General features: G+C 63.3%; 22 protein-coding genes. All 22 read right to left on the reverse strand.

Going from position 1 to position 26,178, the window contains the following annotated elements; genetic code table 11:
• Nucleotides 1–76: 76 nt before the first annotated feature.
• Nucleotides 77–955: a carbohydrate ABC transporter permease gene (locus AACP59_RS03360; protein ID WP_339349856.1), complete on the reverse strand. Its 879-nt coding sequence runs from the start codon at nt 953–955 to the stop codon at nt 77–79.
• A 7-nt stretch (nt 956–962) separates the two neighbouring features.
• Nucleotides 963–1,883 (reverse strand): carbohydrate ABC transporter permease, encoded by a 921-nt coding sequence (locus AACP59_RS03365; RefSeq protein WP_339349858.1) that lies wholly within the window; start codon nt 1,881–1,883, stop codon nt 963–965.
• 2 nt (nt 1,884–1,885) lie between these two features.
• Complete coding sequence (locus tag AACP59_RS03370; RefSeq protein WP_339349859.1) at nt 1,886–3,184, reverse strand: sugar ABC transporter substrate-binding protein; 1,299 nt, start codon at nt 3,182–3,184, stop codon at nt 1,886–1,888.
• Between the two features lie 155 nt (nt 3,185–3,339).
• Entirely contained in the window at nt 3,340–4,440 is a 1,101-nt protein-coding gene (locus AACP59_RS03375; RefSeq protein ID WP_339349861.1) for a LacI family DNA-binding transcriptional regulator, read from the reverse strand.
• 241 nt (nt 4,441–4,681) lie between these two features.
• Nucleotides 4,682–5,500: a TlyA family RNA methyltransferase gene (locus tag AACP59_RS03380; protein ID WP_339349862.1), complete on the reverse strand. Its 819-nt coding sequence runs from the start codon at nt 5,498–5,500 to the stop codon at nt 4,682–4,684.
• Nucleotides 5,487–5,837, reverse strand: a complete 351-nt coding sequence (locus AACP59_RS03385) for a hypothetical protein (RefSeq protein ID WP_339349864.1) — start codon at nt 5,835–5,837, stop codon at nt 5,487–5,489. Before AACP59_RS03385 ends, AACP59_RS03380 begins: the two co-directional genes overlap by 14 nt.
• A 5-nt stretch (nt 5,838–5,842) precedes the next feature.
• Nucleotides 5,843–6,928 carry an HAD-IIA family hydrolase gene (locus tag AACP59_RS03390; RefSeq protein WP_297316754.1) on the reverse strand — a complete coding sequence of 362 codons (1,086 nt, stop codon included), beginning with the start codon at nt 6,926–6,928 and terminating at the stop codon, nt 5,843–5,845.
• A gap of 3 nt (nt 6,929–6,931) precedes the next feature.
• Nucleotides 6,932–9,091 (reverse strand): hypothetical protein, encoded by a 2,160-nt coding sequence (locus AACP59_RS03395; protein ID WP_339349866.1) that lies wholly within the window; start codon nt 9,089–9,091, stop codon nt 6,932–6,934.
• A 15-nt stretch (nt 9,092–9,106) separates the two neighbouring features.
• A complete protein-coding gene (tyrS, locus tag AACP59_RS03400; protein ID WP_297316752.1) occupies nt 9,107–10,438 on the reverse strand; it encodes a tyrosine--tRNA ligase in 1,332 nt (443 codons plus the stop codon).
• A 131-nt stretch (nt 10,439–10,569) separates the two neighbouring features.
• Nucleotides 10,570–11,304: an SGNH/GDSL hydrolase family protein gene (locus AACP59_RS03405; RefSeq protein ID WP_339349867.1), complete on the reverse strand. Its 735-nt coding sequence runs from the start codon at nt 11,302–11,304 to the stop codon at nt 10,570–10,572.
• Nucleotides 11,305–11,422: 118 nt separating this feature from the next.
• Nucleotides 11,423–12,913 carry an argininosuccinate lyase gene (argH, locus tag AACP59_RS03410; RefSeq protein ID WP_297316750.1) on the reverse strand — a complete coding sequence of 497 codons (1,491 nt, stop codon included), beginning with the start codon at nt 12,911–12,913 and terminating at the stop codon, nt 11,423–11,425.
• A gap of 81 nt (nt 12,914–12,994) precedes the next feature.
• Nucleotides 12,995–14,233 carry an argininosuccinate synthase gene (locus AACP59_RS03415; protein WP_297316749.1) on the reverse strand — a complete coding sequence of 413 codons (1,239 nt, stop codon included), beginning with the start codon at nt 14,231–14,233 and terminating at the stop codon, nt 12,995–12,997.
• A 95-nt stretch (nt 14,234–14,328) separates the two neighbouring features.
• Nucleotides 14,329–14,862, reverse strand: coding sequence for an arginine repressor (locus tag AACP59_RS03420; protein ID WP_297316748.1), 534 nt, complete (start codon nt 14,860–14,862; stop codon nt 14,329–14,331).
• Nucleotides 14,859–15,836 (reverse strand): ornithine carbamoyltransferase, encoded by a 978-nt coding sequence (gene argF, locus AACP59_RS03425; RefSeq protein ID WP_297316747.1) that lies wholly within the window; start codon nt 15,834–15,836, stop codon nt 14,859–14,861. The genes AACP59_RS03420 and argF overlap by 4 nt, the downstream gene beginning before the upstream one ends.
• A gap of 102 nt (nt 15,837–15,938) precedes the next feature.
• On the reverse strand, nt 15,939–17,234 hold the full coding sequence (locus tag AACP59_RS03430; RefSeq protein ID WP_370465983.1) for an acetylornithine transaminase: 1,296 nt from the start codon (nt 17,232–17,234) through the stop codon (nt 15,939–15,941).
• 7 nt (nt 17,235–17,241) lie between these two features.
• Nucleotides 17,242–18,198 carry an acetylglutamate kinase gene (gene argB, locus AACP59_RS03435; protein ID WP_297316767.1) on the reverse strand — a complete coding sequence of 319 codons (957 nt, stop codon included), beginning with the start codon at nt 18,196–18,198 and terminating at the stop codon, nt 17,242–17,244.
• A gap of 48 nt (nt 18,199–18,246) precedes the next feature.
• Nucleotides 18,247–19,416 carry a bifunctional glutamate N-acetyltransferase/amino-acid acetyltransferase ArgJ gene (gene argJ / locus AACP59_RS03440; RefSeq protein WP_339349868.1) on the reverse strand — a complete coding sequence of 390 codons (1,170 nt, stop codon included), beginning with the start codon at nt 19,414–19,416 and terminating at the stop codon, nt 18,247–18,249.
• A complete protein-coding gene (gene argC / locus AACP59_RS03445; RefSeq protein WP_339349870.1) occupies nt 19,413–20,489 on the reverse strand; it encodes an N-acetyl-gamma-glutamyl-phosphate reductase in 1,077 nt (358 codons plus the stop codon). Before argC ends, argJ begins: the two co-directional genes overlap by 4 nt.
• Before the next feature lie 200 nt (nt 20,490–20,689).
• Nucleotides 20,690–21,310, reverse strand: a complete 621-nt coding sequence (locus tag AACP59_RS03450; protein ID WP_297316743.1) for a DUF4190 domain-containing protein — start codon at nt 21,308–21,310, stop codon at nt 20,690–20,692.
• Between the two features lie 23 nt (nt 21,311–21,333).
• A complete protein-coding gene (gene pheT / locus AACP59_RS03455; RefSeq protein WP_339349872.1) occupies nt 21,334–23,940 on the reverse strand; it encodes a phenylalanine--tRNA ligase subunit beta in 2,607 nt (868 codons plus the stop codon).
• Between the two features lie 6 nt (nt 23,941–23,946).
• Entirely contained in the window at nt 23,947–25,011 is a 1,065-nt protein-coding gene (pheS, locus tag AACP59_RS03460; protein ID WP_297316741.1) for a phenylalanine--tRNA ligase subunit alpha, read from the reverse strand.
• Nucleotides 25,012–25,071: 60 nt separating this feature from the next.
• Nucleotides 25,072–26,031 carry a TrmH family RNA methyltransferase gene (locus AACP59_RS03465; RefSeq protein ID WP_339349873.1) on the reverse strand — a complete coding sequence of 320 codons (960 nt, stop codon included), beginning with the start codon at nt 26,029–26,031 and terminating at the stop codon, nt 25,072–25,074.
• Nucleotides 26,032–26,178: the final 147 nt, after the last annotated feature.

Below are 26,178 nucleotides of genomic sequence, written 5' to 3' on the forward strand. Positions count from 1 at the left end.
CGACGGGGAAGGCCCGATGATGGCGGTCGCTTCCATGCCCCGGCCCCAAATAGAGTCCGGGGTACAAAAGCTGGGATTACTTGATGCCGGTCATTGCTACACCCTGGATGAAGTAACGCTGCAGGGCCACGAAAAGCAGGAGTATCGGCGTAATGACCAAGACCGCACCTGCCAGCAGGACTCCATAATTCGTGGCGTTCTGCCCTGTCGAGTACAGGGAAAGCGCCACCGGCAGGGTATAACGATCGTTGGTCTGCATAGCGACCAATGGCCACAGGAAGTTGTTCCAGGAGGCCAGGAAGGTCAGTATGCTCAGGGTCGCTAGAGGCGGCCCGCACTGGGGAAGGACTATGGACCAGAAGATCCTCAACTCACCTGCACCATCCACCCGGGCCGCCTCCAGGAGGGCATCCGGAATCCCCATCATGAACTGCCTCATCAGGAATACACCAATGGGCTGAGTGAGGAAAGGCAGGATCAGGGCCCAATAGGTATTGGACAACCCCAGGTTGGAAACAATGACAAAGAGCGGCACAAAGGTCGAGACACTGGGCACCATAAGGGTGATCATGACGGCTCCGAAGAGAATGCGCTTGCCAGCGAAATCCATCTTGGCCAGCGCATATCCGACCATGGAGCAGAAGACCACGTTCCCCAGGACCGTAATCACCGCAACAATCATGCTGTTGACGAAGTAGGTCCCAAAGTTCAGCTCTCCGAACCACTTGGCATAGTTCTCCAGCGTCGGGTTCTTCGGCCAGAAGGTGGGCGGGGTGGCGAGAATCTCCCCCTGGCTCTTGATCGAGCCCAGGGCCATCCAGATGAAGGGGAATATCCAGACCAAACCGACCACGGCCAGAACCGTATAGGTAAGACCGCGTCCCCTTGTAAACCGCTTCCACAAAGAGGGCTTGGTCCGGTCTGCCTGGACAGGACCGGAATATACAGAAGTCATGATTGCCTCATTCCTGCGTGCGGAGCACCCGGAACTGCAGGGCGCTGACCAAGGCGATGATGATGAAGAGGATGTAGCTGGCCGCTGATGACAAGCCGTACTGCCCGAAGCTGAACTTCTGGTAGACATAGTAGGAAGCAGACAGCGTCGAGTTCAGGGGCCCTCCCTGGGTCATGACGAAAGATTCCTCGAAGAACTGCAGGTAGGTCACGGACAGGAGCACGGCCCCCAGGAGCAGGGTCGGCCTCAGAAGGGGCATGGTGATGCTCCAGAAAGTCCTCGTCCTGGATGCGCCATCTATGGCAGCCGCCTCCTTGACGTCCTCAGGGACTGCCTGGAGTCCGGCCAGGAAGATGATCATCAGGGTACCCATGTTGCGCCATGTGGTCATGACAATCAGAGCCGGCAGAGCGAAACGGGTATCATGCAACCAGTCCGGGCCCTGAATCCCGACTAGGGCCAGGGCATCGTTGAGCAGTCCATCGCGCTGGAGGATATATCGCCAGACCACTGAAACAGCCACCACGCTGGCCACGACCGGGGCATAATACAGAGCCCGGAAGAAACCGTTCAAGTGCTTGGCGCCCTTGTTGAGGGCCACGGCAAAGCAAAGCGCCAGGGCCATGGTTATGGGTAGACCGACCACCACGAAAATACCGGTGATACCGAGGGATCGCAAGAACTGAGGATCCTTGAAAAGGGTCGCATACTGCTGGAGTCCGACAAAGTTGACATCGAAAGGGGTCCTGAGGTCCCTGGCGGTGATATCGGTAAACGACATCATCAGTGACGACAGGAGGGGCAGGAGCATGAAAACCACGAAGACTAGGGTGAAGGGCAAGGCGAACCCCCATGCGATGAGGGTCCGCCTACGACGTAGGACCGAGGACGAACGCCCCGTATCCTTCGACGGCTGCTTACGACTCATGGTCAGTTGCCCATCCCGGCTGACTCTGCCTCGGACTGGAGTTGCTCCAGGCCCTTGTCAACACTGATGGCGCCCTTGTTGATCTGCTCCATGATCTTATCGCCCGAAGCATTGACCTGTGCCCAGGTGGTGACGGACGGGGTGGTCTTCATGCTTTTCATCTGGGTGGCAAAAGCGGTCAGCTTGTCGTCTTCCTTCAGCTCAGGATCCTCCCAGGCCTTGGACGAGGCCGGAAGATCGGTGGAAAGCTTGTACCACTTGGCCTGGGTCTCAGGCCTGCTCATCCACTTGACCATCTTCCAGGCGGCATCCTGGCTCTTGGAGTCCTTGAACACGACCATGTCGCTGCCTCCCGAATAGGAGACCGACCCCTTGTCACCCTTGGGCAGAGGAGCAGTGGTGAACTTGTTCTTCATACCGGGGCCACCTACCTGCTCCACCTGACCGATGGCAGTGGGGCCTTCCAACATCATGGGGGTCTTTCCTGAGGCGAAGGCGGCCATGTTGGCACCGGCGCTCGTATCGGCATTCACATCGGCTATGCCGTCCTTGAAGAGATTGCTGGTATAGGTGATGGCCTTGCGCATCTCCGGGGTGTTCAAGGTCCACTTCCTACCCGACTTGTCCGTCAACGAGGCACCAGCCGAGAAAGCGAACGGAAGATCGGCGATGAAGTTGTCCGTGCCCGCCGGGTTCAGGTAGAGACCGAAGTCCGTGCCTTCCAGCCTCTTCATGTCCTCACCCATTGCGCTGAGCTCATCCCAGGTCCTGGGAGCATGGTCCCAACCGGCCTGCCGGGCCAGATCAGTGCGGTAATAGAGGACGCGGGTGTCGATATACCACGGCACACCCAGCTGCTTACCGCCGACCTTGCCGCCCTGAACGGGACCGGAGGCCATATCATCCATGGAGAGGTTGCCCGGTACGGTCGAGAAGGCATTGCCGAAATCGGCCATCCAGGTGTTGGCCATCTGGGCCAGATCCGGGCCATTGCCAGCTGCAATGGCCGTTTGGAACTTGTCGTGGGCGGAAGCCCAAGGTATGGAGGTCACCTTGACATGAACGTCAGGGTTCTCCTTTTCAAAGTCCTTGACCAGCTCGGGGAGCTTCTCCCCCTCGGCACCCATGGCCCAGAGCGTCAGATCTCCTTTTGCCGGCTTGCTGTCGATGCTGGCAACAGCGGAACCATTGCCCTTGGCGTCTCCACCTTCGGTACGCCCGCAGGCTGACATTCCGGCCATTGCAGCCAGGCTGCAGACCACGGCAGCCGTCACACGGGCCCCTTTCATTATTCTCTGCATTACATTCCTCCTCGAATAAATACGAAATAATACAAATCTAAGTGCTTAGATTGCAGTTCATAGTCTATGCGCTTAGATTCTAAAGGTCAAACGGTCGGACAAGGCACCAACGCCAATATACTGATTTGGATGACTACGGGCGGACGACACGCACGTCAGACCGCCTGACCATGGCAACCACAGCTCTCTCTGACAACCAGCCTTGCCGGCGCCATGGCGCTCCGAGGCTCTTTCCAAGGCTGTCCATCCCTCTCGGCAAGGCTATCGGCCGCCATCCTCCCCAACCGTTCCATATAAAGTTGGACGGTGGTCAGGGCTGGGGTGGCGAATCTCCCGGCCAGGATGCCATCAACGCCCGTCACAATGACATCCCTTGGGACACGGATACCTAAATCAAGGAGGACATCCATGACGGACAGTGCCATCTGATCATTGGCACAGACCAAGGCATCCGGGAGTTTATCCTCACGAACCACATGGGCCAAGGCCTGGTAAAGCACCCGATGATCCAAAACGGCGTCGATTGGTCGACACGCCGGAAGGCCCCGCTTGTGCACCCGTCGCTTCACAATATCCAGTCGCACACCCACCTCAGGGAAATCCAGGGTACCGATGAAAACAATCCGCCTGGCCCCATGCACATCCACCAGATGGTCGACGATCCGATTCATTCCGGATTCATTATCAAAGGAAAGATACATGACGGGCAAGTCGCCCTTGCTTTGGCTCAGCATGACTACCGGAATGGTCTTGGCCAGCCGTTTCAATGCTTCAGGACTCTCTCCCCAGGAGAAGAGCGCCAGCCCGTCCACTCGTCCTGCCAGATCGGTGATTGATTCCCCCCGTTTCCCGTCATCCGAGCTGCTCAGCAGGACCGCCTGACCCTGATGCCAGCATTCCAGCTCGAACCCCCGTTGGACCTCGTCCACATAGAGAGGGTAGGCGCGGATATTGGGCTCTGCTCCGTCCAGGTCAGAGTCCACGTCCGATTTCAATCCAACGTCAGAGGCAGGATTCCCCTGACCCAGGGGGTGTTCCAAAAGAAGATCAAAGGAGTACAAGCCCAGCACACCTGTCCGTCCCTTGGCCAGGCCACGCGCATTGGCACTGGGTATATAGTCCAGTTCCCGAGCGGCCGCAAGAACCTTACGCCGTGTCGATTCACGCACCCGATTCGGCTGTCTGTAAGTGAAAGAGACGGTTGCAATGGAAACACCAGCCCGCTCGGCAACATCGTACACGGTAGCCCTGCGCATGATTCGTACCTCACCACTCCATCGACTCTCCCCGTCGGGCTTGAAAACCCAGGACAGACATCGGTCGGCATCTGTCCTCCTTGTTCACCTGAACCAGGTGAACAAGGAATACCATCCCTACTCTATAGGGTCTCCATCACAAGGGGCATGGACTTGAAGGGACCGGCTCGGTCGGAGAGCTCCGTCAAGACAGCCGTTTCCGATATTGACTATCCAGAATCGAGACGGTCTCGATATAGGACTATCCGTCGGAGGCCTGCCTGCGTTTCGACAGCCAGAGCAGGTACTCGACATTGCCATGGGCTCCGGTTATGGGTGATGGCACCTGACCCTTGACTTCGAAACCTGATTCCAGGGCGCATCTGGTCACCCGTTCCACGGCCTGGACACGGCGGTCCTCCTCAGTGACCACACCATGATGGCCCAGCAGGGTCCTGCCGACCTCGAACTGGGGTTTGATCAGGAGGATGCACTGGGTGCCAGGGGCCACCAGAGCCGGAATGACGGGGATTACGTAAGTCAATGAGATGAAGGATACGTCTGAGACCACGTAGTCGGGCCGGTAGGGCAGATCTTCAGGGACCACATCGCGGATGTTGACCCCGCTCATCCCTATGACCCGGGGATCCTGGGCAATGCGGTCGAGCAGCTGATCCTCGCCCACATCGAGGGCGATGACCCTGCTGGCCCCCTTGCGCAGGAGGAGGTCGGTGAAACCGCCGGTTGACGCTCCGATATCCAGGCAGAGGCGGCCTTCCGGACTGGGCAGCCCCATGGGCTCGAAGGCACCGAAGGCACCGGCCAGCTTGTAGGCCCCGCGTGAAGCGTAGTCGGGACCCTTGTCGACCTGAACCACGTCACCGGCTTTGACCTTGGCCGAGGGTTTCGTGCAGACCACGCCGGAAAGACGGACCGAACCCTCCAGGATCAGCCGCTGGGCCCGGGAGCGGGAATCCGACAGTCCCAGGTCCTGAATGGCCTTATCCAGACGGCCGGACCCTTCTATCGAGGCACCGGACTCCGCCTCACCTGCGATTCCCGCATCGTCAGTCCTGGCCATGCAACTCCTTCTGGAGTGCATCCAGGGCACTCTGAAATATCCTGACCTGCTCCTCGAGACCCAGGTCATCCACCCGGGCCAGTTCAGGGAACCGGCTGACCAGTTCCTCCATGGCTTCCGTACTCCCACCGGAGGTTTCAGACTCGTTCCCAGCAGGAGGAACTCCGGCCGATGAAGAGGATGGAGAAGAAGGGACGTGTTCCGCCCCCTGCTCGACAGCATCGGAGGAGACTTCTGTCCGCGGTACGGCCATTGAGGGCCTCTTGATCTTACCGGCCAGGAGCACGTCCATGGGCGTAGGCCCACCATGGTCCTTACCGGTTTCCTGGCTCCCCATACCCCTCAGACACCGATCCTGAATTGAGGAAGACGCAGATCATGCACATCATGACCCCGGTCCATATACTCCCAGACGGCACAGGCACTGGCCCGGACGGCATCCAGGTCTGCACCGGGATCGTATGGCCTCCCGTCCTCAGCCTGCCCGGTCGCTGTATCTTCAGCCCGCAGGTCCAAGACTCCATCCCGCAGGACAGCCCCGGCACGTCCGCAATGCCAGACCTGGTCCGCCGACTTCCCCGGGGCGGAATGGGGCTGGACGAGTCCGAGCAGGTCAGCGCTGATATAGGTGGGGCGGTACTGGGGCTCCGCCAGAATGATGGATTCGATGCTGGCCACGCCGGTCAGGACCACCAGGGACTCGTATCCGCCCCGGTTGGCCGCTTCGATATCGGTATCCAGCCGGTCGCCCACCGGCAGGCAGTCCTTGGTGGGAATCGGCCCCGCGCTGCCGGCAAGAAGTTGACGGGCCTCGTCGTACATGGCTGATTCGGGTTTGCCGGCCGAGGCCTCGGGCGTCCTACCGGTGGCGATGACCACGGTCTCGATCATGGCACCGTTGCCCGGAGCTATGCCGCCCTCCCGGGGGATGGTCCGGTCCATGTTGGTCGCGAAGAAACGGGCCCCCTGGCCGATGGCATAGGAGGCCTCGGCAAGCTCCTCCCAGTTCTGCTTGGGATTCCAGCCCTGAATGACGGCTTCGGGATGATCCTTGGCCTTATCGACAACCTCCATCCCGTTGGCCCTGACCTCCTGACGGAGGTGATCCGCACCGATGACCAGGACCCTGGCACCCTCATGCAGATTATGGCGGAGCATCCTGGCCGCCACGATGGATGAGGTGATGATCTGCTGGTCATCGAGTTTCAGTCCGAACCCACGCAGCTGGTCGGCCACGGCCTTCCGGGTCCTGGACGCGTTATTGGTGGTGTAGGAGATGGTCATCCCCTGCGATTCGGCCTGGGATATACCCGTGGCCGCATTCCTGATGGGGTCGGCTCCGCGGTAGACCACCCCGTCCAGATCGAGAAGGGCCAGACGGTAGGTCCGGGCCAGTGAGGTTTCGGCACCTTTCAGGAATGCGGTCATGAATCAATCCTCCCTGGCCCGGTCCGCCTCGTCCAAGGCGTCTGAGGCCCGGTCTTCCGAATCTCCATCGGCAACCGGATCCTGGGTATCGTCCAGATCTTCGTACACCCGGACGGAGTCCCTGTCGGCCGATTCGTCGGATGCCTCGCCGGTTTGTCCGCCATGCTGACCGGCGATGACCGAAGGAATCCAGCCGACCCGGGCGGGAAGCACCTCGGGGCGGACAGGATCCCGACCCCAGACAAACCGTGCAGACCGATCGACATCCAGCTGATCCAGGTAGTCGCCATCGTGCGGATCGATGGAGAGCTGCTCCATCATCGAATCGTCCAGATGCTCCAGGTCGTAGTCGATCAGGATCTCCTTGGGTGGAACATCCGGGTCCTCTTCCTCGTCGGCGTACTGGGCCTCAAGCTTCTCCAGGAAGGGTTCCAGTTCCAGGGCCTCCTCGGGACGACCGGCCTGGTCCAGGAAGTTCTGCTCGGCCTGGACGGCTCGCATCCGGTAGTCCCCGCTCAATCCCCTGGCCTTGACCAGGGCCTGAACCGTCTCGATGGCCTTGTCCCAGAGACCCAGGTCGCCAAGGGCACCCGCGTAGACCAGGAACATCTCGACCTTGGACTCGCCGGTCAGCTTCCGGGCCTCCCCGGAGGTGGCCTCTTCGATGGCCTTGCGGGCATTGCCCAGGCCCCGCTCGCAGTCGGCTATGAAGGGAAGGTAATCCGGGTACCCGTTCATCCGGTAGGCCGTGCGGAACTCCTTCAGGGCCAGCTTGTAGTCACCCTGCCTGTAGGAGACCAGAGCCAGGGTTTCCCGGGCCAGGTCGATCCTGGAAGCCTGTTTGGCGGCCCACTTGGCATGAGCCAGGGCCCCCTCGGGATCGCTCTCCTCAAGGGCATACGCTGCCAGGACGTGCAGACCGATGTTCTCGGCGTGCTCCTTGCTCAGGCCGCGCAGGCGTTCGCGTTCGTCCTTGGAGAGCATGGACCACTCAAGACCCTTGGGCATCTTGGGCTCACCCGGGCGACGGTCCGTATAGGGGTTCTGCGAGGGATAGGAGATGGTCCCGTCGGAGTTGCGGCGGGCCTGGTCATAGCCCTCATGGCGGTCGCGCCGGTAGAAGCCCCTGCGGTTGTCGCCACGGTCATTGCGACGGTCATAACCTCGAGAGTCACGCCTCTCATAGCCGCCTTGGCCACTACGGTCACCGGAACGGTTGAAGCCATTGTCGCGACGACGGTCATCGCCGTGACCCTGACGCCTGTCGCTGTACCCTCTGGACCTGCGATCGTCATGACGATCATCCCGGCGCTGATAGCCGCGGTTACCGTCACGACGTCCGTAACCGCGGTTGTCGTCACGACGCCGATGACCACGATTGTCATCCCTGCGGCCGTAGCCACGGTTGTCTCCATGACGGTCGTCACGCCGATCATTGCGGCGGTCATTGCCACCAGAGTAACCTCGGTTGTCATCCCTGCGGAATCCGCCCCGGTCCTCATGACGGTCGAACCAGCGGTCCTGGCCCTGGTTGCGGTCGTCCCGGCGCCTGTCATCCTGACGGCGGTCGTCCCGGCGCTGATACCCGCGGTCCTCTCCCTGGCGACGATCATGGAAGGCGCCACCCCGGTTGGAACCATATCCGCCACGGCCCCCGGAGTGGCCACGGTACCCATCATGGCCACGGTTGTCGGAACGGTGGCCGCCGCGGTCATTACGGTTGCCCCTATTCTGGAAGTCACGGCGATCCTTGTCACCACGACCGTCATAGCCGTTATGGCGGTCATACCCGTCACGACGCTCATCATCGTTGCGACGCCCCTGGTATCCACCCTGACGGTTTCCACCCTGGCGGTGGTCGCCATACCCCGAACGACGGTCATCGTGGCGGTACTGGCCCTGATGGTCATCACGCCTGCGGTCCCCACCACCCTGGCCATCCTGCCGGTCGCGATGGCCATGGAAATCTCCCGACCCGTGCCGGAAGCCACCGGAACGGGAACCTCCCCGGTATCCGCCTCCCCTGGAACCCGAGGACCCGTGGCCCTGGTAGCCGCCCTTGCCGCGGTAACCCGAATGCGAACCGCCTGAGCGGGAACCCCCCGAGCGAGGGCCGCCGGAGTGACCCCGGTCGTTGCGGGAGTGACTGTGTTCTTCTGCCATCTGTGTCCTTTATTCCTACTTGTCGGCCCGGCGTTCAAGAGCGCCCAGGGCCTTCTTTCCTCTGCGGATCAGAGCGAAACGCCCATGCAGAAAGTCGTTCTCATCCAGGACCCTGTCCTGGTCCTCCACCCTCTGGTTGTTCAGGTAAAGCCCGCCGGACTTGACGGTCTTCCTGGCCTCGGATACCGATTTGAAGAGACCGGCACTTACACCCGCTTCAACCACGCGCTGACCGACCTGGGCCGGGGCGAAGACCCGTCCACCCGAGGCATCCTCCACTTTGAGACCATCCAGGGCGCTGTCGAGCACATCCTCCTCCAGTTCGTCCAGGGACTTGCCACGGCCGAAGAGGGCCCCGGAGGCATCGATGGCGCCCTGGGCGGCACGGTCGCCGTGCACATAGCTGGTGACCTCCCAGGCCAGGACCTTCTGGGCCTCGCGGGCACCGGGGTTGGTGGCCACCTCCTGCTCCAGCTCCTCGATCCTGGCCTTCGGCAGGAAGGTGAAGGTCTTCAGGAGCTTGACCACCTGGTCGTCGGGCTGGTTGAACCAGAACTGGTAGAAGCGGTAGGGGCTGAACATGGTCGAATCCAACCAGACCGCGTTCCCCTCGGACTTGCCGAACTTCTTGCCCTGGGAATCGGTGATCAGGGGGCTGGTCATGACGTTGACGCCGGCCCCGCGCACCTTCCGGATCAGGTCCAGTCCCGAGGTCAGGTTCCCCCACTGGTCGCTGCCGCCCAGCTGGAGGGTGCAGTGGTATCGGTCGAAGAGTTCCAGGAAGTCGTTGCCCTGGAGGACCTGATAGCTGAACTCGGTGAAGGAGATCCCCTCGTCGGAATTGAGCCTGCGGGCCACGGTATCCTTGGCCAGCATGGTTCCCATGCGGAAGTTCTTGCCCACGTCACGGAGGAAGTCGATGACGCTCATGGACCCGGTCCACTCGAAGTTGTTGACGAAGCGGACGGCCTGGTCACCCTCGGTATCCAGGAAACGGCCGATCTGTCTATGCAGACGCTCGGTCCACCCGGAAACGGTCTCCTTGGGGTTCAGGGTACGTTCGCCGGACTGGCGGGGATCGCCGATCAGACCGGTGGCGCCCCCGACGACCGCGATGGGGTGGAGACCCGCGGCCTGGAGGTGACGCATGTTGAGCAGCTGGACCAGGTTGCCGACATGAAGGGAGGGGGCGGTCGGATCGAACCCGCAATAATAGGTCACCGAAGTATCACCCAGGGTCTTCTTCAGCTCGGACTCATCCGTACACTGGGCTATGAGACCGCGCCACTTGAGCTCGCCGAAAAGCGAGTCGAATCCCGCTTCCTTGAAATCAGTGACCTGTGCCATGTGAGGCAACTCCCTATCAAATTCTCGCGAATATGGTCGTAACCTATCCATTCTTGCAAATGAGGGCGACACAGGAACCGGTTTCAGGCCCGTTGTTTCGCCTAAAAGGGAGATGGATGCCGACGACCCGATCAAAGGGAACGAAGGTCATCCACGAAGGCCTCGGGCAGTTTGGAGACCACACATTCGGCCATGCGCCGGTAGCCTTCACACCCGGGATGAAAGTGGTCGATGCCCCAGAAGTCCTGACGATCCGTGCCGACGTCGTCATGGGTGGCGTCCACGTAGGTCACCCCTGCTCCGGCACAGATCTCCTCGCTGATTGCGGTCTGCCGGTCGATGCGCCGTTCCACTTCGGCCCGCAGGGCCTTGCCCAGGGCCGGATCCCGGTAGAGCTGGCCAGAGCTGAGAACCAGGACCCTGGTGCCCTTGGACTTGGCATCCTCAACGGTGGCCGACAGGTCGGTCCGCCACTCCTCCCAGGAGCGGTTGGCCATGATGTCGTTGGATCCGGCGCAGATCACGAGAAGGTCGGCGTGGCCCGTGACCTCCGGGAGGAGCCGGTACCGCACCCGGCGGATGGTGGCCCCGAGACGGCCATATGTGGACCAGCTGACCGTCCTGCCCAGGCGGACGGCCAGGGACTGGGCGATGTCGGGGATGAACCCCTGGCTCTGGTCGGTGACTCCGCACCCGACCGACATGGAATCACCGACGGCGACCATGGTCAGGGGTTCGGCATCCCCGGAGGAAGCCGACGATGCGTCCGGTACCCTGCATGTTCCCTGACGTTCCCCTGCCGGTTCGGCGGCCAACTTCACATGATGCTTGGCCCACCAGGCCTCGACCAGCACCGCAGGATTCATAACCGACCACTGCCTTTCCCACCGAGAATCCGGGAATCGGCAGATTCCGCGGACCCTTGGGGAACCGCCTCATCCCATGTACCGAGATGGAATTGTAACTCAGGTACCTGCGACAGGCTCACTGCGGCATGTGATAGGCCGGACCATCGGAGGTCGATTGGGCGAACCCGTCAAGGTCGGCCAGGAGGGCCCTGGCCTCCTCCATCTGTTCGGCAACACGTCGCGGCGAGGTACCCCCGCGACCATTCCGGGCCTGAACGGAGCCGCCGGCCGAAAGGACCTCGCGGACCTTCGGGGCCTGGTCAGCCGGCAGGTAGTCATGGAAGACCTTGATGAAGTCCTGATCGTTCAGATCCCAGAGCTCGCAGTTTCTTCCCTCGGCCAGCTTGACGCAGGCCCCGGAGAGTTCATGGGCGTGTCTGAAGGGAACCCCCCGTTTGACCAGCCACTCGGCCAGGTCGGTGGCCAGGGCGAACCCGGTCGGCGCCTGGTCTTCAAGACGGTCCTTATGGAAGGACAGGGTGGCGACCATCCCGGTGAAGGCGGGCAGGAGGACCTCCAGGGTGTCGACCTGGTCGAAGACCGCCTCCTTGTCCTCCTGGAGATCACGGGCATAGGCGGTGGGCAGGCCCTTCAGGGTGGCCATGAGACCGGTCAGGTCGCCGATCAGACGGCCGGCCTTCCCCCGGGCCAGCTCGGCTATGTCGGGGTTCTTCTTCTGGGGCATTATCGAGGAACCGGTCGAGTAGGCATCGTCCAGACGGACGAAGGCGAACTCCTGGGTGTTCCAGATGATGATCTCCTCGGCCAGGCGGGAGACGTCGACCCCGACCATGGCGGCGATGAAGGAGAACTCGGCCACCACATCCCTGGCGGCCGTCCCGTCTATTGAGTTGGCGCTGACCCGGGAGAACCCCAGTTCCTGGGCCACGGCATCCGGATCCAGTCCCAGGGTGTTCCCGGCCAGGGCACCGGATCCGTACGGACTGGCATCGGCACGCTTGTCCCAGTCAACCAGGCGTTCCAGGTCGCGGATTAGCGGCCAGACGTGGGCCATGAGCTGGTGTGCGAGGAGGACGGGCTGGGCGTGCTGCATGTGGGTCCGCCCCGGCATGACCGTTCCTCCGGCCTTCTGGGCCTGGTCCATCAGGGCATGGGCCAAGGCCAGGATCTCCCCGGCCACGATACGGGCGTGCCGACGCAGCCAGATGCGGATCAGGGCGGCTATCTGATCGTTCCTGGAACGGCCGGCCCTCAGTTTCCCGCCCAGCCGGTCACCCGCCAGGTCGATCAAGCCCCGCTCCAGGGCGGTGGCCTCATCCTCGTCGGCATCATCGGGGACGAAGGTGCCGGAGTCGACCTGATCCTGGAGCCGGTCCAGGGCATCCTCCATGGCCTTCAACTCCTCCGGGGTCAGGAGGCCTGCCCTGGCCAGGGCACGGGCATGGGCACGGGAACCCGCCAGGTCGTCATCGGCCAACCGCCAATCGAACTGTGTCGACTTGCTCAGTCTGGCAAGTTCCGGCGAGGGACCTGAACTGAATCGTCCACCCCAGAGGGCCATCCCCCGATCCCCGGGAGCATCCTTGGCCTGATCAGCCTGCTGCATCTGTCCTCCACTTCCCCCGCGCCCCTGCCCGGATAGGGAATCCCTGGCCGGACGCGCGTCCCTGTTCCTCTCCAATTGCTCCTACTCGACCGTCTGGTCCGGCACTTCCACACCCCTGCCGAAACGGACGTCACGGGCTGCGGCCACCCTGTCGGGCAGGCCGTAGATCTCGATGAAGCCGTTGGAGGCGTCCTGGTCGAAGCTGTCACCGGACTCGTATGTGGCCAACCTGTAGTCGTAGAGGGAGGTGTCGGAACGGCGTCCGGTCACCACGGCCCTTCCCCCATGCATGACCATGCGGATCCGCCCACTCACATACTCCTGGGTCTCCTCGATGAAGGCGTTGAGGGACCTGACGGCCGGCGAGAACCATTGTGCATCGTAGACCAGCTCCCCCCAGCGCTTGTCGATGTCGCGCTTGATCCGGTGTTGCTCGCGCTCCAGGCAGCAGTTCTCCAGCTCCTGGTGGGCGGTGATCAGGGCCACGGCGCCCGGTGCCTCGTAGAGTTCACGGGACTTGATGCCGACCAGTCGGTCCTCGATCAGATCGACCCGGCCGATGCCCTGGGCACCGGCACGCTGGTTCATCTCCTCGATGGCCTGGAGGGGGGTGACCTCCTTGCCGTCGATCCTGACCGGGATCCCCTTCTCGAAGTCGATGGTCACCTCATCCTCGACCGGGGGGAAGGCCGGGTCGTCGGTGTAGGAGTAAACGTCCTTGGTGGGGCCGTTCCAGGGGTCCTCCAGGTAGCCTGTCTCGATGGCCCTCCCCCAGACGTTCTGGTCGATGGAGTAGGGACTCTTCTCGGTCTGCTCGATGGGCAGGTCGTGTTCCTTGGCGTAGGCGATCTCCACGTCGCGCATCAGGCCCAGGTCGCGAATCGGGCTGATGGCCTTGATGGTCGGATCGATGGACATGATCGAAACCTCGAAGCGGACCTGGTCGTTTCCCTTGCCGGTGCAGCCGTGGGCGATGGTGTCGGCCCCGAATTGGTGGGCGGCCCGGACCAGATGCTTGGTGATCAGAGGCCTGGAGATGGCGGAGACCAGCGGGTAGACCCCCTCATACATGGCATTGGCCTTGAGGGCGGGCATGCAGTATTCGGAGGCGAATTCATCACGGGCATCGACGATGTAGGACTCCACGGCCCCGCAGGCAAGGGCACGTTTCTTGATGGTCTGGAGGCGCTCGCCGCCCTGACCCACATCCAGTGAGACGGCCACCACGTCCTTGCCGGTGCGCTCCTTCAGGTAGGGAATGGCCACCGAGGTGTCCAGTCCACCCGAATAGGCCAGTACGATGCGGTTCTTCTCGCTCATGACACTGCTTCTTTCCTTGGTTCTTCGTTGGTTCGACGGTTGCTTGTGGTTTGCAGGTTGACCCGGGGTTGGTCCGATGATGGTGCCGGCACCACTCAGGCCGAGGAGGGTTCCTCCCCGGAGGTGATGGAGAGGAGCCAGTCGGCCCGGCTCTTGGCACTGGCATCGTCAGCGGCGATGATCAGTACCGTGTCATCACCGGCGATGGTACCCAGAACCCCCTCCAGGGGCTGACGGTCCAGGGCCGAGGCCGCATACTGGGCCGCACCTGCCGGCGTCCTGACGACCAGGAGATTCCTGGCCCGTACCACCGATGTGATCAGACCGGTCAGGACCTTGGAGAGGTAGAGCTCGGTCTTGTTCTCGGAACCGGCATCGCCCCCCACCGGCACACCGGCATCCAGGACGGACTGGTCGGTGGTGTCGGGGATCCAGTAGGCCATGGTCCCATCCGGATAGCGCAGTTTGGTGGCATGGAGGTCATCCAGATCCCGGCTGAGGGTGGCCTGGGTCACGTCGATCCCCTGCTCGTCAAGGATCTCGGCCAGTTGCTGCTGGGAATTGACACGGGTCCGGGCCAGGGCCTGCCGAATGGCATCCAGGCGGGCCACCTTGGAGATCGGTCTCATCGGGCCACCCCCCTGAGCAGGTCCATCCTCCCGGTGGATTGGGCCACCAACCAGGTCAGGAGGGCCTTCTGGGCGTGGAGACGGTTCTCGGCCTCGTCCCAAACCACCGACCTTGGGCCGTCGATGACCTCGGCGGTCACCTCCTTGCCGCGGTAGGCGGGCAGGCAGTGCTGGAAGAGGGCATCGGGCTTGGCCTTGTCCATCAGTGTGGCATTGACCTGGTAGTCCCAGAAAGGCTTGGACCTGGTGGCGGTCTGGTCTTCCTCGCCCATGGAGACCCAGGTGTCGGTGAAGATGCAGTCGGCCTGGTCCACGGCCTGGTCCGGATCCGTGGTGACCAGGATGGAACCGCCGTTCCGTGCCGCCAGGGCGGTCGCCTGTTCGACGATGCCGGAGTCGGGCAGGAAGCCGTTGGGGCCTGCCACCCTGACGTTCATACCGGCCACGGCCCCGCCCAGAAGGTAGGAATTGGCCATGTTGTTGGCCGCGTCACCCAGGTAGGCGATGGTCATCCCGGCCAGGGCATCGACCCCGCCCCTGTGCTGGGCAAGGGTCAGGAAATCAGCAAGGATCTGGCAGGGGTGGAAGGAGTCGGTCAGGGCATTGACCACGGGGACGGTGGACTTGTCCGCCATGGTCTCCACACGGTCCTGGCCGAAGGTGCGCCAGACGATGGCCGAGGTCATCCGGGTCAGGACCCGGGCCGTATCAGCCACCGGTTCGCCCCTGCCCAGCTGGGAACCGTTCTTGTCTATGACCAGGGGGTACCCGCCCAGTTCGGCCACCCCCACCGAGAAGCTGGACCTGGTTCGGGTGCTGGGCTTGTCAAAGATGATGGCCACGGCCTGGGGACCCTCAAAGGGGCGGGCCAGATAGCGGTCCTGTCGGAAGGCCATACCCAGTCTCAGGACCTCCAGTTGCTCCTCGTGGCTCAGGTCATCGTCCCTGAGCATGTGCCTCAGGCTGTCTGCCATCCGCTTCCTCCGAATCCGTTTCGCTCGTCTTCCTTGATGGTCTCTGTATGCATCACTCTTCTGGCTCCAACCCTGTCCTGCCCGGAACCCCGGCCAGGTCGGTCAATCATCCGGCAGATCGCCTGGCACCTGCGACAGGATGTCGACGGCCTGGTCGATGTCGTCCGGACCGATGACCAATGGCGGGGCCAGGCGTATGGCATCGGGAGCCACCGCGTTGACGATCAGCCCATGGTCCAGCGCCCATGATGCCAGGGCGTGCGAGCAGGTGTGGGCCAGCTGGACCGCATCCAGGAGTCCCCGCCCGCGGACGCCGACATACAGGGGGTTGCGCGTGTCCATGATTCCCTGACGAAGCCGCTCACCGCCGGCCTGGGCATTGGCCAGAAGCCCCTCCTTCCGAATCGTTTCCAGGGTTACCAGCCCCAGGGCCGAAGCCAGGGGGCTTCCAGCGAAGGTGGACCCGTGCATGCCTGGGGTGAGTACCTCCGACAGCTCCTGGCCGAAGGCGATCATCCCACCCATGGGGAAGCCGCCGGCCACCCCCTTGGCAAAGGTCAGCAGGTCCGGCCTGGCGCCTCCGGACAGGGTCGGGTCCTGGAAGGCGAACCAGTACCCCGTCCTCCCCATGCCGGTCTGGACCTCGTCGACCACCATCAGGGCATGGTGGTCGATGCAGAGGGAACGAACCGAGGCGACATAGTCCGGGTCAAGGGGCCTGACCCCGGACTCCCCCTGAATCAGTTCCATGATGACAGCCGCGACCGGCCCCTTGGTCTCATCCGCAAAGGCCGCCTCCATGGCACCGGCATCACCGGCCGGCACGAATTCAAGGCCAGGAACCAGGGGCGCAAAGGGTTCGCGGATGGTCGGTTTCCAAGTGGCGCTCAGGGACCCCATGCTTCGTCCATGGAACCCCCTGGTCAGGGCCAGGATCCTGGCTGGACCTGTGCCGTTCGGGTGGGGCAGCTTGTTGCCATGGAGCCTGGCCAGCTTCAGGGCGGCCTCATTGGCCTCCGTCCCAGAATTGGCAAAGTAGACATGGGACCCTTCCGGTGCACCGGAAATGGACAGGAGGCGTTCCGCCAGCTCGATCTGGGGCCGGGAGGCAAAGTAGTTGCTGATGTGTGCCATCCGGGAGGCCTGGTCGGCCAGGGCCTGGTTCCAGGCAGGATGGGCGTATCCCAGGGCATTGACGGCTATGCCGGCCATCATGTCCAGGTAGGCGTTCCCGTCCAGGTCCCAGATGCGGACACCCTGGCCATGGTCCATGACCCTGGCAGGCAGGCCGAAGACGTTCATATGGGCCTTACCATAGCGGGCCAACCAATCCCGGCTGCGGGGACCGGCCGGAGTGGTGGCCGGCCCTCCAGGGGCCGCCTTCCCCGATTGACCCATCATGGTTTCACTGGGCTTGATGGTCATGGGACCCCCTCATCGTGATGCCGTCGCCGGGAACCACCATGGTCCCGATCCCGTTCTGGGTGAATATCTCATTGAGGATGGAGTGGGGACGGCGGCCGTCGATGATGTGGGCCTCATCCACTCCTCCCCTGACGGCCTGGAGACAGGCCTCCAGCTTGGGCCTCATCCCGGCGTGCATCCGACCCAGAATCCCTTCCAGATGGTCGGTGCCGATGCTGGAGACCAAAGAGTCCTCCCTGGGCCACTCCCGGTAGAGCCCCTCCACGTTGGTCAGGATGATCAGTTTCCGGGCGCCCAGGGCCGAGGCCAGGGCACCGGCTGCGGCATCGGCGTTGACGTTGAGGACCTGGGTGGGGTCGTTCTCATCCGGGGCCACCGAAGAGACCACAGGGATTCGACCCGCTTCAATCAGGTCCTCGACGGCGGAGGCATCCACGCCGACAACCTCACCGACCAGACCCAGGTCAAGGGGCCTGCCCTCAACCAGAGGCTGACAACGGCTGGCCGAAAAGAGTGATGCGTCCTCTCCTGAAAGGCCGACGGCAAAGGGGCCATGGGCGTTGATGAGGCCGACCAGTTCCCGCGAGACCTGCCCGGTCAGGACCATGCGCACCACCTCCATGGTCTCGGGGGTGGTGACTCGCAGGCCACCGCGGAACACGGATTCGATGCCCAGGGCATCCAGCATCCGGGTGATCTGTGGACCGCCCCCGTGGACCACCACCGGATGCATGCCGACCTGGCGGAGGAAGACCATATCCTGGGCGAAGCACTGCTTCAGGTGGTCGTCCACCATGGCGTTCCCGCCATATTTGACAACGATCCGCTGGCCGGCGAACTCTTCCAGCCAGGGCAGGGCCTCAATCAGGACCTCGGCCTTCCGGCTGTCGTCAAGGTCCATGCGGACCCTGCCATCCCGATCTACCGGGTCACTCATCGTCCCCTCCTTCGCATCCATTCCTGCTGCCATCCTTCTCCCTTGGTCTCAGCTGGAGTAATCGGCGTTGATGGTCACATAGTCATGGGTCAGGTCATCGGTCCAGACATCAGCCCGGGCCGCACCCTGGTGCAGGTCGATATCGATATGGACCTCGGCGGGTTGAAGGTCCACCAGGTCGGGATCGAGATTTGGCCTGCCCCCGTCGCAGACCCTGACCCCGTTGAAGTCCACGCTGACCCGGGCAGGATCATAGGCGGCCACCGATTCGGGGACGGTCCCCAGGGAGGAGACCACCCTTCCCCAGTTGGGATCATTTCCTGCCACTGCGCATTTGAGCAGGTTGGAACCGGCCACGGCCCGGGCGCAGGCCAGGGCCGCATCCTGGTCCTCGGCCCCCTGGACCCGGATACGGATCTGATGGTGGGCCCCCTCGCCATCCCCGATGATCTGACGGGCCAGGTCGGAGCAGGCCCGGTCGAGCAGGGCCTGGAACTCCTCCGGGTCGGGGCTGGCCCCCGAAGCCCCGGATGCCATGAGCAGGACGGTGTCGTTGGTGGACATGCAGCCGTCCACGTCTATACGGTTGAAGCTGGTGCCGCAGGCCTGTCCGAGCGCCGCCCGGGCCTGGGCCGGGTCCAGGACGGCATCGGTGGTGATCAGACAGATCATCGTGGCCAGTTGCGGTGCAATCATCCCCGACCCCTTGACCATGCCGCCCAGCCGGTAGCCGGATCCGTCCAGGGTCACGGTCTTGCTGGTGGTGTCGGTGGTCAGTATGGCCTTGGCGGCCTCGGCACCGGCCCGATCGCCTCCGTCCAGGTCTGCATGGGCCTGGTCCACCCCGGAGAGGATCGCGTCCAGGCGAAGCAGGTGACCGATGATTCCGGTGGAACAGACGGCCACGCGTTCCGGTTCCAGCCCCAAGAGGCCACCAGCCCGGACGGCCGTGCTCCTGGTCTGTTCCAACCCCTCCGGACCCGTGCAGGCATTGGCGTTACCCGAATTGATGACCACGGCCCCGGCATGGCCGTCCGCCAGGATCCGCTCGGTCCAGATCACCGGGGCAGCCCGGAAGCGATTGGGGGTAAAGACCCCGACCGCCGTATCCATGGGCCCCCGGTTGACGACCATGGTCAGGTTCTTTCGGTCCGACCCCCCAGGACGGTGGGCCTTGGCGGTCCCTGCCTGGAAACCGGCCGCATATGTCACGCTCATGGTGCCACTCCTATGGTCGTCAATCCGGTCTGCTCGGGCAGACCCAGCGCTAGATTCATGGATTGCACGGCCTGTCCGGCGGTGCCCCGTGTCAGATTATCGATGGCCGCAAAGGCCACCAGGCGCTGTGCAGGCCTGTCCAGGACCACCTGGACCTGGGCATTGTTGGACCCCAGAACGTCCGCAGTTGCAGGCAGCACGCCCTGCGGCAGGAACCTGACGAAGGGTTCATCCCCATAGGCCCCGGCCCAGATGGAACGGATGTCCTCTTCGGAAAGGTCCAAGCCCTTCCGGGTCAAGGGAGCCGAAACCGTGGCCAGAATCCCCCTTGACATGGGGGACAGGATTGGTGTGAACCCAAGTCTGAATTCGTCCCGGTCCCCCTGGGGGCCAGCGGCATGCCTGCAGTTCTGGATGATTTCAGGAATGTGCCGATGGGAGCCGCCCACACCGTAAGGATGGGCCGAGTTGAGAGCCTGGGCGGCCAGAAGGTCCATCCGGCCGGAGGTCTTACCGGCCCCGGAATAGGCCACAACCAGGTCGGCCACCAGGTCATCGGTCCGGACCAGGCCGGCCGCCAGGGCCGGTTGGATGGCCAGGGTGACTGCCGTCACGTTGCAACCGGGGCCGGCAATCCTGCAGGTCCCGACCAGGCGGTGCCTCTGTCTCGATCCCCCACCGAGCATGAGCTCAGGAAGGCCATAGGTCCAGCAATCATGGAAGGGGCCTCCGTAGTAGTCATCCCAATCCCGCCGGTGCTCCAGACGGTGGTCTGCCCCCAGATCCACCACCAGCGCGTCCGGGTCCAGGTCCTCGGCCAGGGCGCCCGAGGATCCATGCGGCAGGGCCATGATGATGACGTCATGACCGTTGAGAATGTCCGGGCGGGTTTCCTGGATGACCTCGTCGGCCAGGGCCGGGATGTGGGGGGCATGGTCACCGAAGGAATCACCCACCGAGGTTGACCCGGTCAGGGTATCGACCACGAATGCGGGGTGGGCGCAGAGCAGCCGGACCGCCTCGGTCCCGGCATAGCCGGTAGCACCTGCCACCGCCACCGAATACTCCCGCATGCTTTCTCCTCTCACTGATCTTGCCCCATTCTACATAATCATGCAGATATTTGCATACTTATGCAGTTTGGCGTGTCGAACCTCTTGCCGATCCGGTCTGGATATACGAAGACCGCCCGGGCGCAAGGTCCGGACGGCCCATCAACACTGCTTGAAAGACTATCTGCCAGAACCGGAAACGGGCTCAAAGCAGCCGCGCTTCAGGCGCGCACCCCATCGCCGCTACCGGTACCGCCGGAATCACCAGGCAACGAAGGCACGGCGGACTGGAGCATCTGCCGGGTGAGGTCGTCCATGGAGACACCGGAGGTAATCATCCACAGCCAGGCCAGGGTATAGAGCACGTTGATGACGACGGCGGCCAGGGCCAACCCGTACCCCTTCATGTGGAGCATCCTTGTCCTGTATATGGAGATTCCTCCCAGGACTGCCGAAAGGAGTGGGACAGGGAGGAAGATGGCCATGATGAAGGCAATGATGGCGTAAGGATCCCAGTGACCATAGCTGGGGTTCTGTGCCGGGTCGTCCGGGTCGATGCCGTCTGTTACATGCCTGGAACCGCCTCCGGGATTGCCCTGTCCGGCCATCCGGGAGTACCCGGGCACCGCCTGCCTGTCCGAACCGGGGGCGGGCTGGGCATCGCTCCTGACCGGTTCAGGGTCCGGCTTGCCGAAGACATACGGGTTCCACCCCGGATACTGGTCGGCCCGTGCACCGTATGCGGGTTCCACATGCCGCCCGTACCGGGGCTGTGCCTGGTCATCCCGACCGCCGGCTTCCTGGGGTTCCTGGGCCCCCTGCTGGTCTTCCATATCCGTCATGTCCCCTCTTATCTGTGTTCGGCTCAAGCGCGCAGCTGCGCTCCCAACCCGGAGGCCTTCTCCACGATGGCGGACCTCAGCGCCTCGCTGTCTTCAGAGGTCAGGGTCCTGTCGGGGGCCCTGAAGGTGACCGCGAAGGCCAGGGACTTGGCGTCCTGACCGATCTGTTCGCCGGTGAAAACATCGAAGAGTTCAATGGACTCAAGACTAGTCCCTGCGGCTTCTCTGATGGCGGAAGCCAGCTGATCGGCCGTGACCGAGACGGGGACCGTGAAGGCCAGGTCCTGGCGGACGGGCGGGAAGGTCGAGATGGGCTTGGCCTGGAGGGGACTGAAGTCCAGATGGTCGAAGATCCCATCAAGATCCAGCTCAAAGGCGGATGAATGCTCGGGGAAACCCAGTTCAGCGATGACACGGGGGCGGAGTTCACCCACCATGCCGACCGGAGTCCCGTCATCCAGAACCACCTGGGCGGTACGGCCCGGATGCCACTGGGCCGGGACCTGGTCGGCCTCGGGCTGCTCCAGGCGATAGTGGGCACCAACGCGGTCCAGAACCCGCCGGGCGGATTCGACCGCGTCGGTCCAGTCCACGGGACGGTGGTCCTTGAGCCAGCCGTCATCCTGGGCCAGGCCGGTCAGGAGGGCGGCCACATGCAGCCGCTGTTCGGGCAGGCCGGCGTCCAACTGGGCCAGTTGCTCGTCGCTGGGACGGGTACCGCCAGACAGGGTCGGAACGGCCGGCGCCTTGGGGTCGCGGACGAAGATGTACCCGATCTCGTAGAGGGAGACGTTGGTGTTGCCCCGTCGCAGGTTCCGGGCCACGGTATTGGCCAGGGGAAGCATGAGGACCCGCCGCAGGAAGGGCCGGTCGGCGGCCATGGGGTTGGCCAGCTCCACACTGACCGCCTCCTCCTGGTCGGGATCGTAGCCGAAGGCCGTCAGATCCTGCCGACCCACGAAGGGATAGTCCAGAACCTCCGTCAGACCGTACTCGGCCAGGGTGTCGGCCACCCAACGCTTGCGAAGTTGACGATCGGTCAGCCCAACCTCGCCGGTGACCTTGGCCGAGGGGATGTTGATCGGAATGCGGTCGTACCCCACCAGGCGGGCCACCTCTTCAACCAGGTCGCATGCCTCTCCCAGGTCGGGTCTCCAGGATGGTGGCCTGACGCTCAGGACCTGTCCGGCTCCCGAATCCACCTCGCAGCCGATATCCTCCAGGATGGCGACGATACGGTCGCGGTCGGTATCAAGATCGGTCAGTCGGGCAACCTCGGAGGGTTTGAAATCAATGGTGGGCATGGGGGTGGTCCGGTCCAGATCCAAGGGGGTGGCGTCGATCCTGGCCCCACCGAACTCCTGAAGGAGCCGGGCCGCCATCTGGGCTGCCGCCGGCTGCATCTGAGGGTCGACCCCGCGTTCGAACCGCTTGGATGCCTCGGAGGGCAGCTTATGACGACGGGCCGAACGGGCGATGGTGACCTGGTCGAAGTGGGCCGACTCGATCAGGATGTTCCGAGTCTGGTCGGTCACCTCCCCGTAGAGACCGCCCATGACCCCGGCCAGGCCGAGGATGCGGGAACCGGCCTCCCCCTTGGGGGAATCCGTGATCAGGAGGTCTTCGGTGCTCAGCTCCCGGTCCTTGCCGTCCAGGGTGGTCAGGCGCTCGCCCTCCCTGGCCCTGCGGACCACGATGGGCCCTTCGATCTTGTCTGCATCATAGGCGTGCAGGGGCTGGCCCAGGTCCAGCATGACGTAGTTGGTCACATCAACGGGCAGGGAGATGGAACGCATCCCGGCCCTGGTCAGCCGCCGACGCATCCATGAAGGCGTTGCGGAACCAGGCTGGTAGCCCTGGACAGACCTGACGTAGTAGCGGTCGCAACCCGGCACCCCGTGGATGGGGTTGTCGTCTTCGATCCGCACCTCGATCGGGGCCTGGTCGCTCCGGTCGGCCGCCTGGGGCAGGGCCTTGTTCAGTTCCATGACCGGATCCGTGTATGCCGCCCCGGTCGAATGGTGGAACTCCCGGGCCACGCCACGATAGGAGAAGGCATAGCCCCTGTCCGGGGTGATGTTGATTTCCAGGACGGGGTTGTCCATGTGGAGGAGGGCCATGGCATCGTCACCGGGCTTGAGGGCCTCGTACTCCTGGTCGGTGAACCCGTACTGCCGCAGGAGGATGATCCCGTTGTGGTCCGAACCCAGGCCCAGTTCACGCTCGGAGGCGCACATGCCGTCCGATAAGTGGCCGTAGGTCTTCCTGGGTTCGATTTTGAAGTCTCCAGGAAGGACGGCACCGGGCAGGGTCACGACGACCTTCTCCCCGGCGGCCATGTTGGGGGCGCCGCAGACGATTCCCCGGGGCACCTTCTTCCCGTCATCATCCACGGCATTGTAGGCATCGCCCACATCGACATGGCACCAGTTGATGACCTTGCCGTTCTTCTGGGGCTCGGGAAGGGCATCGACCACGTAGCCGACCACGATGGGGCCGGTCACCGTGGATTGGTGGATCTCCTCCTCCTCGAGACCGACCCGGACCAGGTCCTTGGCCAGTTGCGGATATGTCAGGTCCCCGGGGACCTCGACATGTTCCTTGAGCCAGTCAATATCTACCATCGGCATATCGGATCACTCCCCCATCTCGAACTGCTGGCTGAACCGCACGTCGCCCTCGACCAGGTCGTGCATGTCGTTGATGTCGTGGCGGAGCAGGAGGGTCCTCTCCATCCCCACCCCGAAGGCGAACCCCGAGTACTTGTCGGGATCCACACCGGCCGAACGCAGGACGTTGGGGTTGACCATGCCGCAACCGCCCCATTCGATCCATCCCGGGCCGCCCTTCCTGTCGGGAAACCAGAGGTCCATCTCGGCACTGGGTTCGGTGAAGGGGAAGTATGAGGGACGCAGCCTGGTCCTGGCCTCGGGGCCGAACATGGCTGCGGCCAGCTTGTCCAGGACGCCCTTGAGGTCGGCCATGGTCAGGTGTTCGTCGACGGCGATGGCCTCGCACTGGTGGAAGACGGGCGTGTGGGTGGCATCCAGCTCGTCGGTGCGAAAGACCCGGCCCGTACAGGCCACGTAGAGGGGCACGCCACGGGTGATCAGGGAGCGTGCCTGGTCGGGCGAGGTGTGGGTGCGCATGACCATGTTGGACCCGACGAAGCCGGCGGCGTCCCTGGCCTGGTTCCCCTTGACGTAGAAGGTGTCCTGCATCTGGCGGGCAGGGTGGTCGGGACCGAAGTTCAGGGCATCGAAGTTGTACCACTCCGCCTCCAGCTCGGGGCCCTGGGCGATGCGCCAACCCATGGAGACGAAGAAGTCCTCGACGTCCTCCATGAGCCTGGTCAGGGGGTGACGGGCACCCTGGGGCTTGCGGTCGACGGGGAGGGTCATGTCGACCCGCTCGGCACGCAGACGACGGTCCTCCTCCTCCTGCTGCAGCTGGCCCTCCTTGAGGCCATAGGCCCGGCCGAAGTCGGCCCTGAGCTTCCCTATAAGCTGACCGGCCGTCTTCTTCCGGTCGGCAGACAGGGACCCGATGGCCCTGCTGGCCCTGGCCATGGCGGATCCTGCACCCGAGTACCGCGACTTGAGCGCCTTCAGCTCCTCCAGATCGGAGGCTTCCCGTATTTCCCCAATACCCTCGCTGACCTCATCGGTCACTGCTGCGGGGTCGAACTCTACCTCTGCCACCTTGGGACCTTTCCATCTTGTAAGAGCCTGAAAACAGCGTTATATCGGTCTTTACAGCCTTTATATTCTTTCAATACGACTAGACATGGCCAGTCCATAGAGCAGGACCGCGGCCGAGGTGGCCAGGTTGAGTGATTCTGCCCGGCCGTAAATGGGTATGGAGACGATGGAATCCACCTGCTCCAGGAGATCGGCGGGCAGGCCACGTGCCTCGTTCCCGAAGAGGGCCACCATATCCCGGCCGGGATGTTCGGTCTGGTCATCGGGCCCCGTCGGGTCGCCCCGGGCACCCGACCGGTCCAGGTAATCCGGCAGACTGGTCGGCCTGCGTTCCGGTGTCCCATGGACATCGGCGGCCATGATTCCATACCCCAGCCTGTGCGCCCAGTCCAGGAAGGCTTCAGTACCCATGGCCAGGATCGGTATGTGGAAGGCCGAGCCTGCGGTGGACCGTAGGACCTTGGGATTGAGGGGGTCCACGCAGTCGTCCACCAGGACCAGGGCCCTGCAGCCTGCGGCATCAGCCGTTCTGATGACCGTACCGGCATTGCCCGGGTCACGCACCTGCCAGAAGGCGGCGATCATACCCTCTCCCCCACGGCACTGGCGGTCACCGGAATCCGCCGGCCCGTCATGCCCGGTCCACAGGTCGGAGGGATCCACCATCATCGCGCGTGTATCTCCCTGGGCGACGATTCCCTGGGCATCCGTGCTGATGGCCTTCATGACCCTGGCCGTGACCGGGTGGACATAGATATGGTCGTGGGCCAGGGCGCTCTCGGCGATAACCGACACTATGGGGTTCAGGAATCTAGTGCCGCTCGGCTGGGGTCCCTCCCCAGCCTGGACGTAGAGGTCGGTGATCAGGTCCGGTCGGCAAGCCACAGCCTCCCTGACGCTCTGAGGCCCTTCGATCAGGAAGCGTTCATGGCGCTGCCGGACCCGCCTTTCCTTCAATTCGGCAAGGCGGCGTATACGTTGCGAGCGCGGATTGTCCATCACGGTTTCTGTCAGGGGCATGCCCACCACTCTAGCCCTCTGTAAGCAAGTTCACTGAACTGACCTCGCGAAGGCCTTGGTTCCCGGACTTCCCGGGGATAAGCTTGGTGGACAAGCCAAATCGACTTGGTATTCCAAGCCTGACGACCGGGTCTTTCCATCAGGGGC

Source organism: Bifidobacterium indicum, from assembly GCF_036987015.1.
Taxonomy (GTDB): domain Bacteria; phylum Actinomycetota; class Actinomycetes; order Actinomycetales; family Bifidobacteriaceae; genus Bombiscardovia; species Bombiscardovia indica.

Excerpts from the sequence above, each read along its gene's own strand:
- AACP59_RS03360 (WP_339349856.1), bottom strand. The coding sequence starts at position 955 with ATGACTTCTGTATATTCCGGTCCTGTCCAGGCAGACCGGACCAAGCCC.
- AACP59_RS03365 (WP_339349858.1), bottom strand. The coding sequence starts at position 1,883 with ATGAGTCGTAAGCAGCCGTCGAAGGATACGGGGCGTTCGTCCTCGGTC.
- AACP59_RS03370 (WP_339349859.1), bottom strand. The coding sequence starts at position 3,184 with ATGCAGAGAATAATGAAAGGGGCCCGTGTGACGGCTGCCGTGGTCTGC.
- AACP59_RS03375 (WP_339349861.1), bottom strand. The coding sequence starts at position 4,440 with ATGCGCAGGGCTACCGTGTACGATGTTGCCGAGCGGGCTGGTGTTTCC.
- AACP59_RS03380 (WP_339349862.1), bottom strand. The coding sequence starts at position 5,500 with ATGGCCAGGACTGACGATGCGGGAATCGCAGGTGAGGCGGAGTCCGGT.
- AACP59_RS03385 (WP_339349864.1), bottom strand. The coding sequence starts at position 5,837 with ATGGGGAGCCAGGAAACCGGTAAGGACCATGGTGGGCCTACGCCCATG.
- AACP59_RS03390 (WP_297316754.1), bottom strand. The coding sequence starts at position 6,928 with ATGACCGCATTCCTGAAAGGTGCCGAAACCTCACTGGCCCGGACCTAC.
- AACP59_RS03395 (WP_339349866.1), bottom strand. The coding sequence starts at position 9,091 with ATGGCAGAAGAACACAGTCACTCCCGCAACGACCGGGGTCACTCCGGC.
- tyrS (WP_297316752.1), bottom strand. The coding sequence starts at position 10,438 with ATGGCACAGGTCACTGATTTCAAGGAAGCGGGATTCGACTCGCTTTTC.
- AACP59_RS03405 (WP_339349867.1), bottom strand. The coding sequence starts at position 11,304 with ATGAATCCTGCGGTGCTGGTCGAGGCCTGGTGGGCCAAGCATCATGTG.
- argH (WP_297316750.1), bottom strand. The coding sequence starts at position 12,913 with ATGCAGCAGGCTGATCAGGCCAAGGATGCTCCCGGGGATCGGGGGATG.
- AACP59_RS03415 (WP_297316749.1), bottom strand. The coding sequence starts at position 14,233 with ATGAGCGAGAAGAACCGCATCGTACTGGCCTATTCGGGTGGACTGGAC.
- AACP59_RS03420 (WP_297316748.1), bottom strand. The coding sequence starts at position 14,862 with ATGAGACCGATCTCCAAGGTGGCCCGCCTGGATGCCATTCGGCAGGCC.
- argF (WP_297316747.1), bottom strand. The coding sequence starts at position 15,836 with ATGGCAGACAGCCTGAGGCACATGCTCAGGGACGATGACCTGAGCCAC.
- AACP59_RS03430 (WP_370465983.1), bottom strand. The coding sequence starts at position 17,234 with ATGGGTCAATCGGGGAAGGCGGCCCCTGGAGGGCCGGCCACCACTCCG.
- argB (WP_297316767.1), bottom strand. The coding sequence starts at position 18,198 with ATGAGTGACCCGGTAGATCGGGATGGCAGGGTCCGCATGGACCTTGAC.
- argJ (WP_339349868.1), bottom strand. The coding sequence starts at position 19,416 with ATGAGCGTGACATATGCGGCCGGTTTCCAGGCAGGGACCGCCAAGGCC.
- argC (WP_339349870.1), bottom strand. The coding sequence starts at position 20,489 with ATGCGGGAGTATTCGGTGGCGGTGGCAGGTGCTACCGGCTATGCCGGG.
- AACP59_RS03450 (WP_297316743.1), bottom strand. The coding sequence starts at position 21,310 with ATGACGGATATGGAAGACCAGCAGGGGGCCCAGGAACCCCAGGAAGCC.
- pheT (WP_339349872.1), bottom strand. The coding sequence starts at position 23,940 with ATGCCGATGGTAGATATTGACTGGCTCAAGGAACATGTCGAGGTCCCC.
- AACP59_RS03465 (WP_339349873.1), bottom strand. The coding sequence starts at position 26,031 with ATGCCCCTGACAGAAACCGTGATGGACAATCCGCGCTCGCAACGTATA.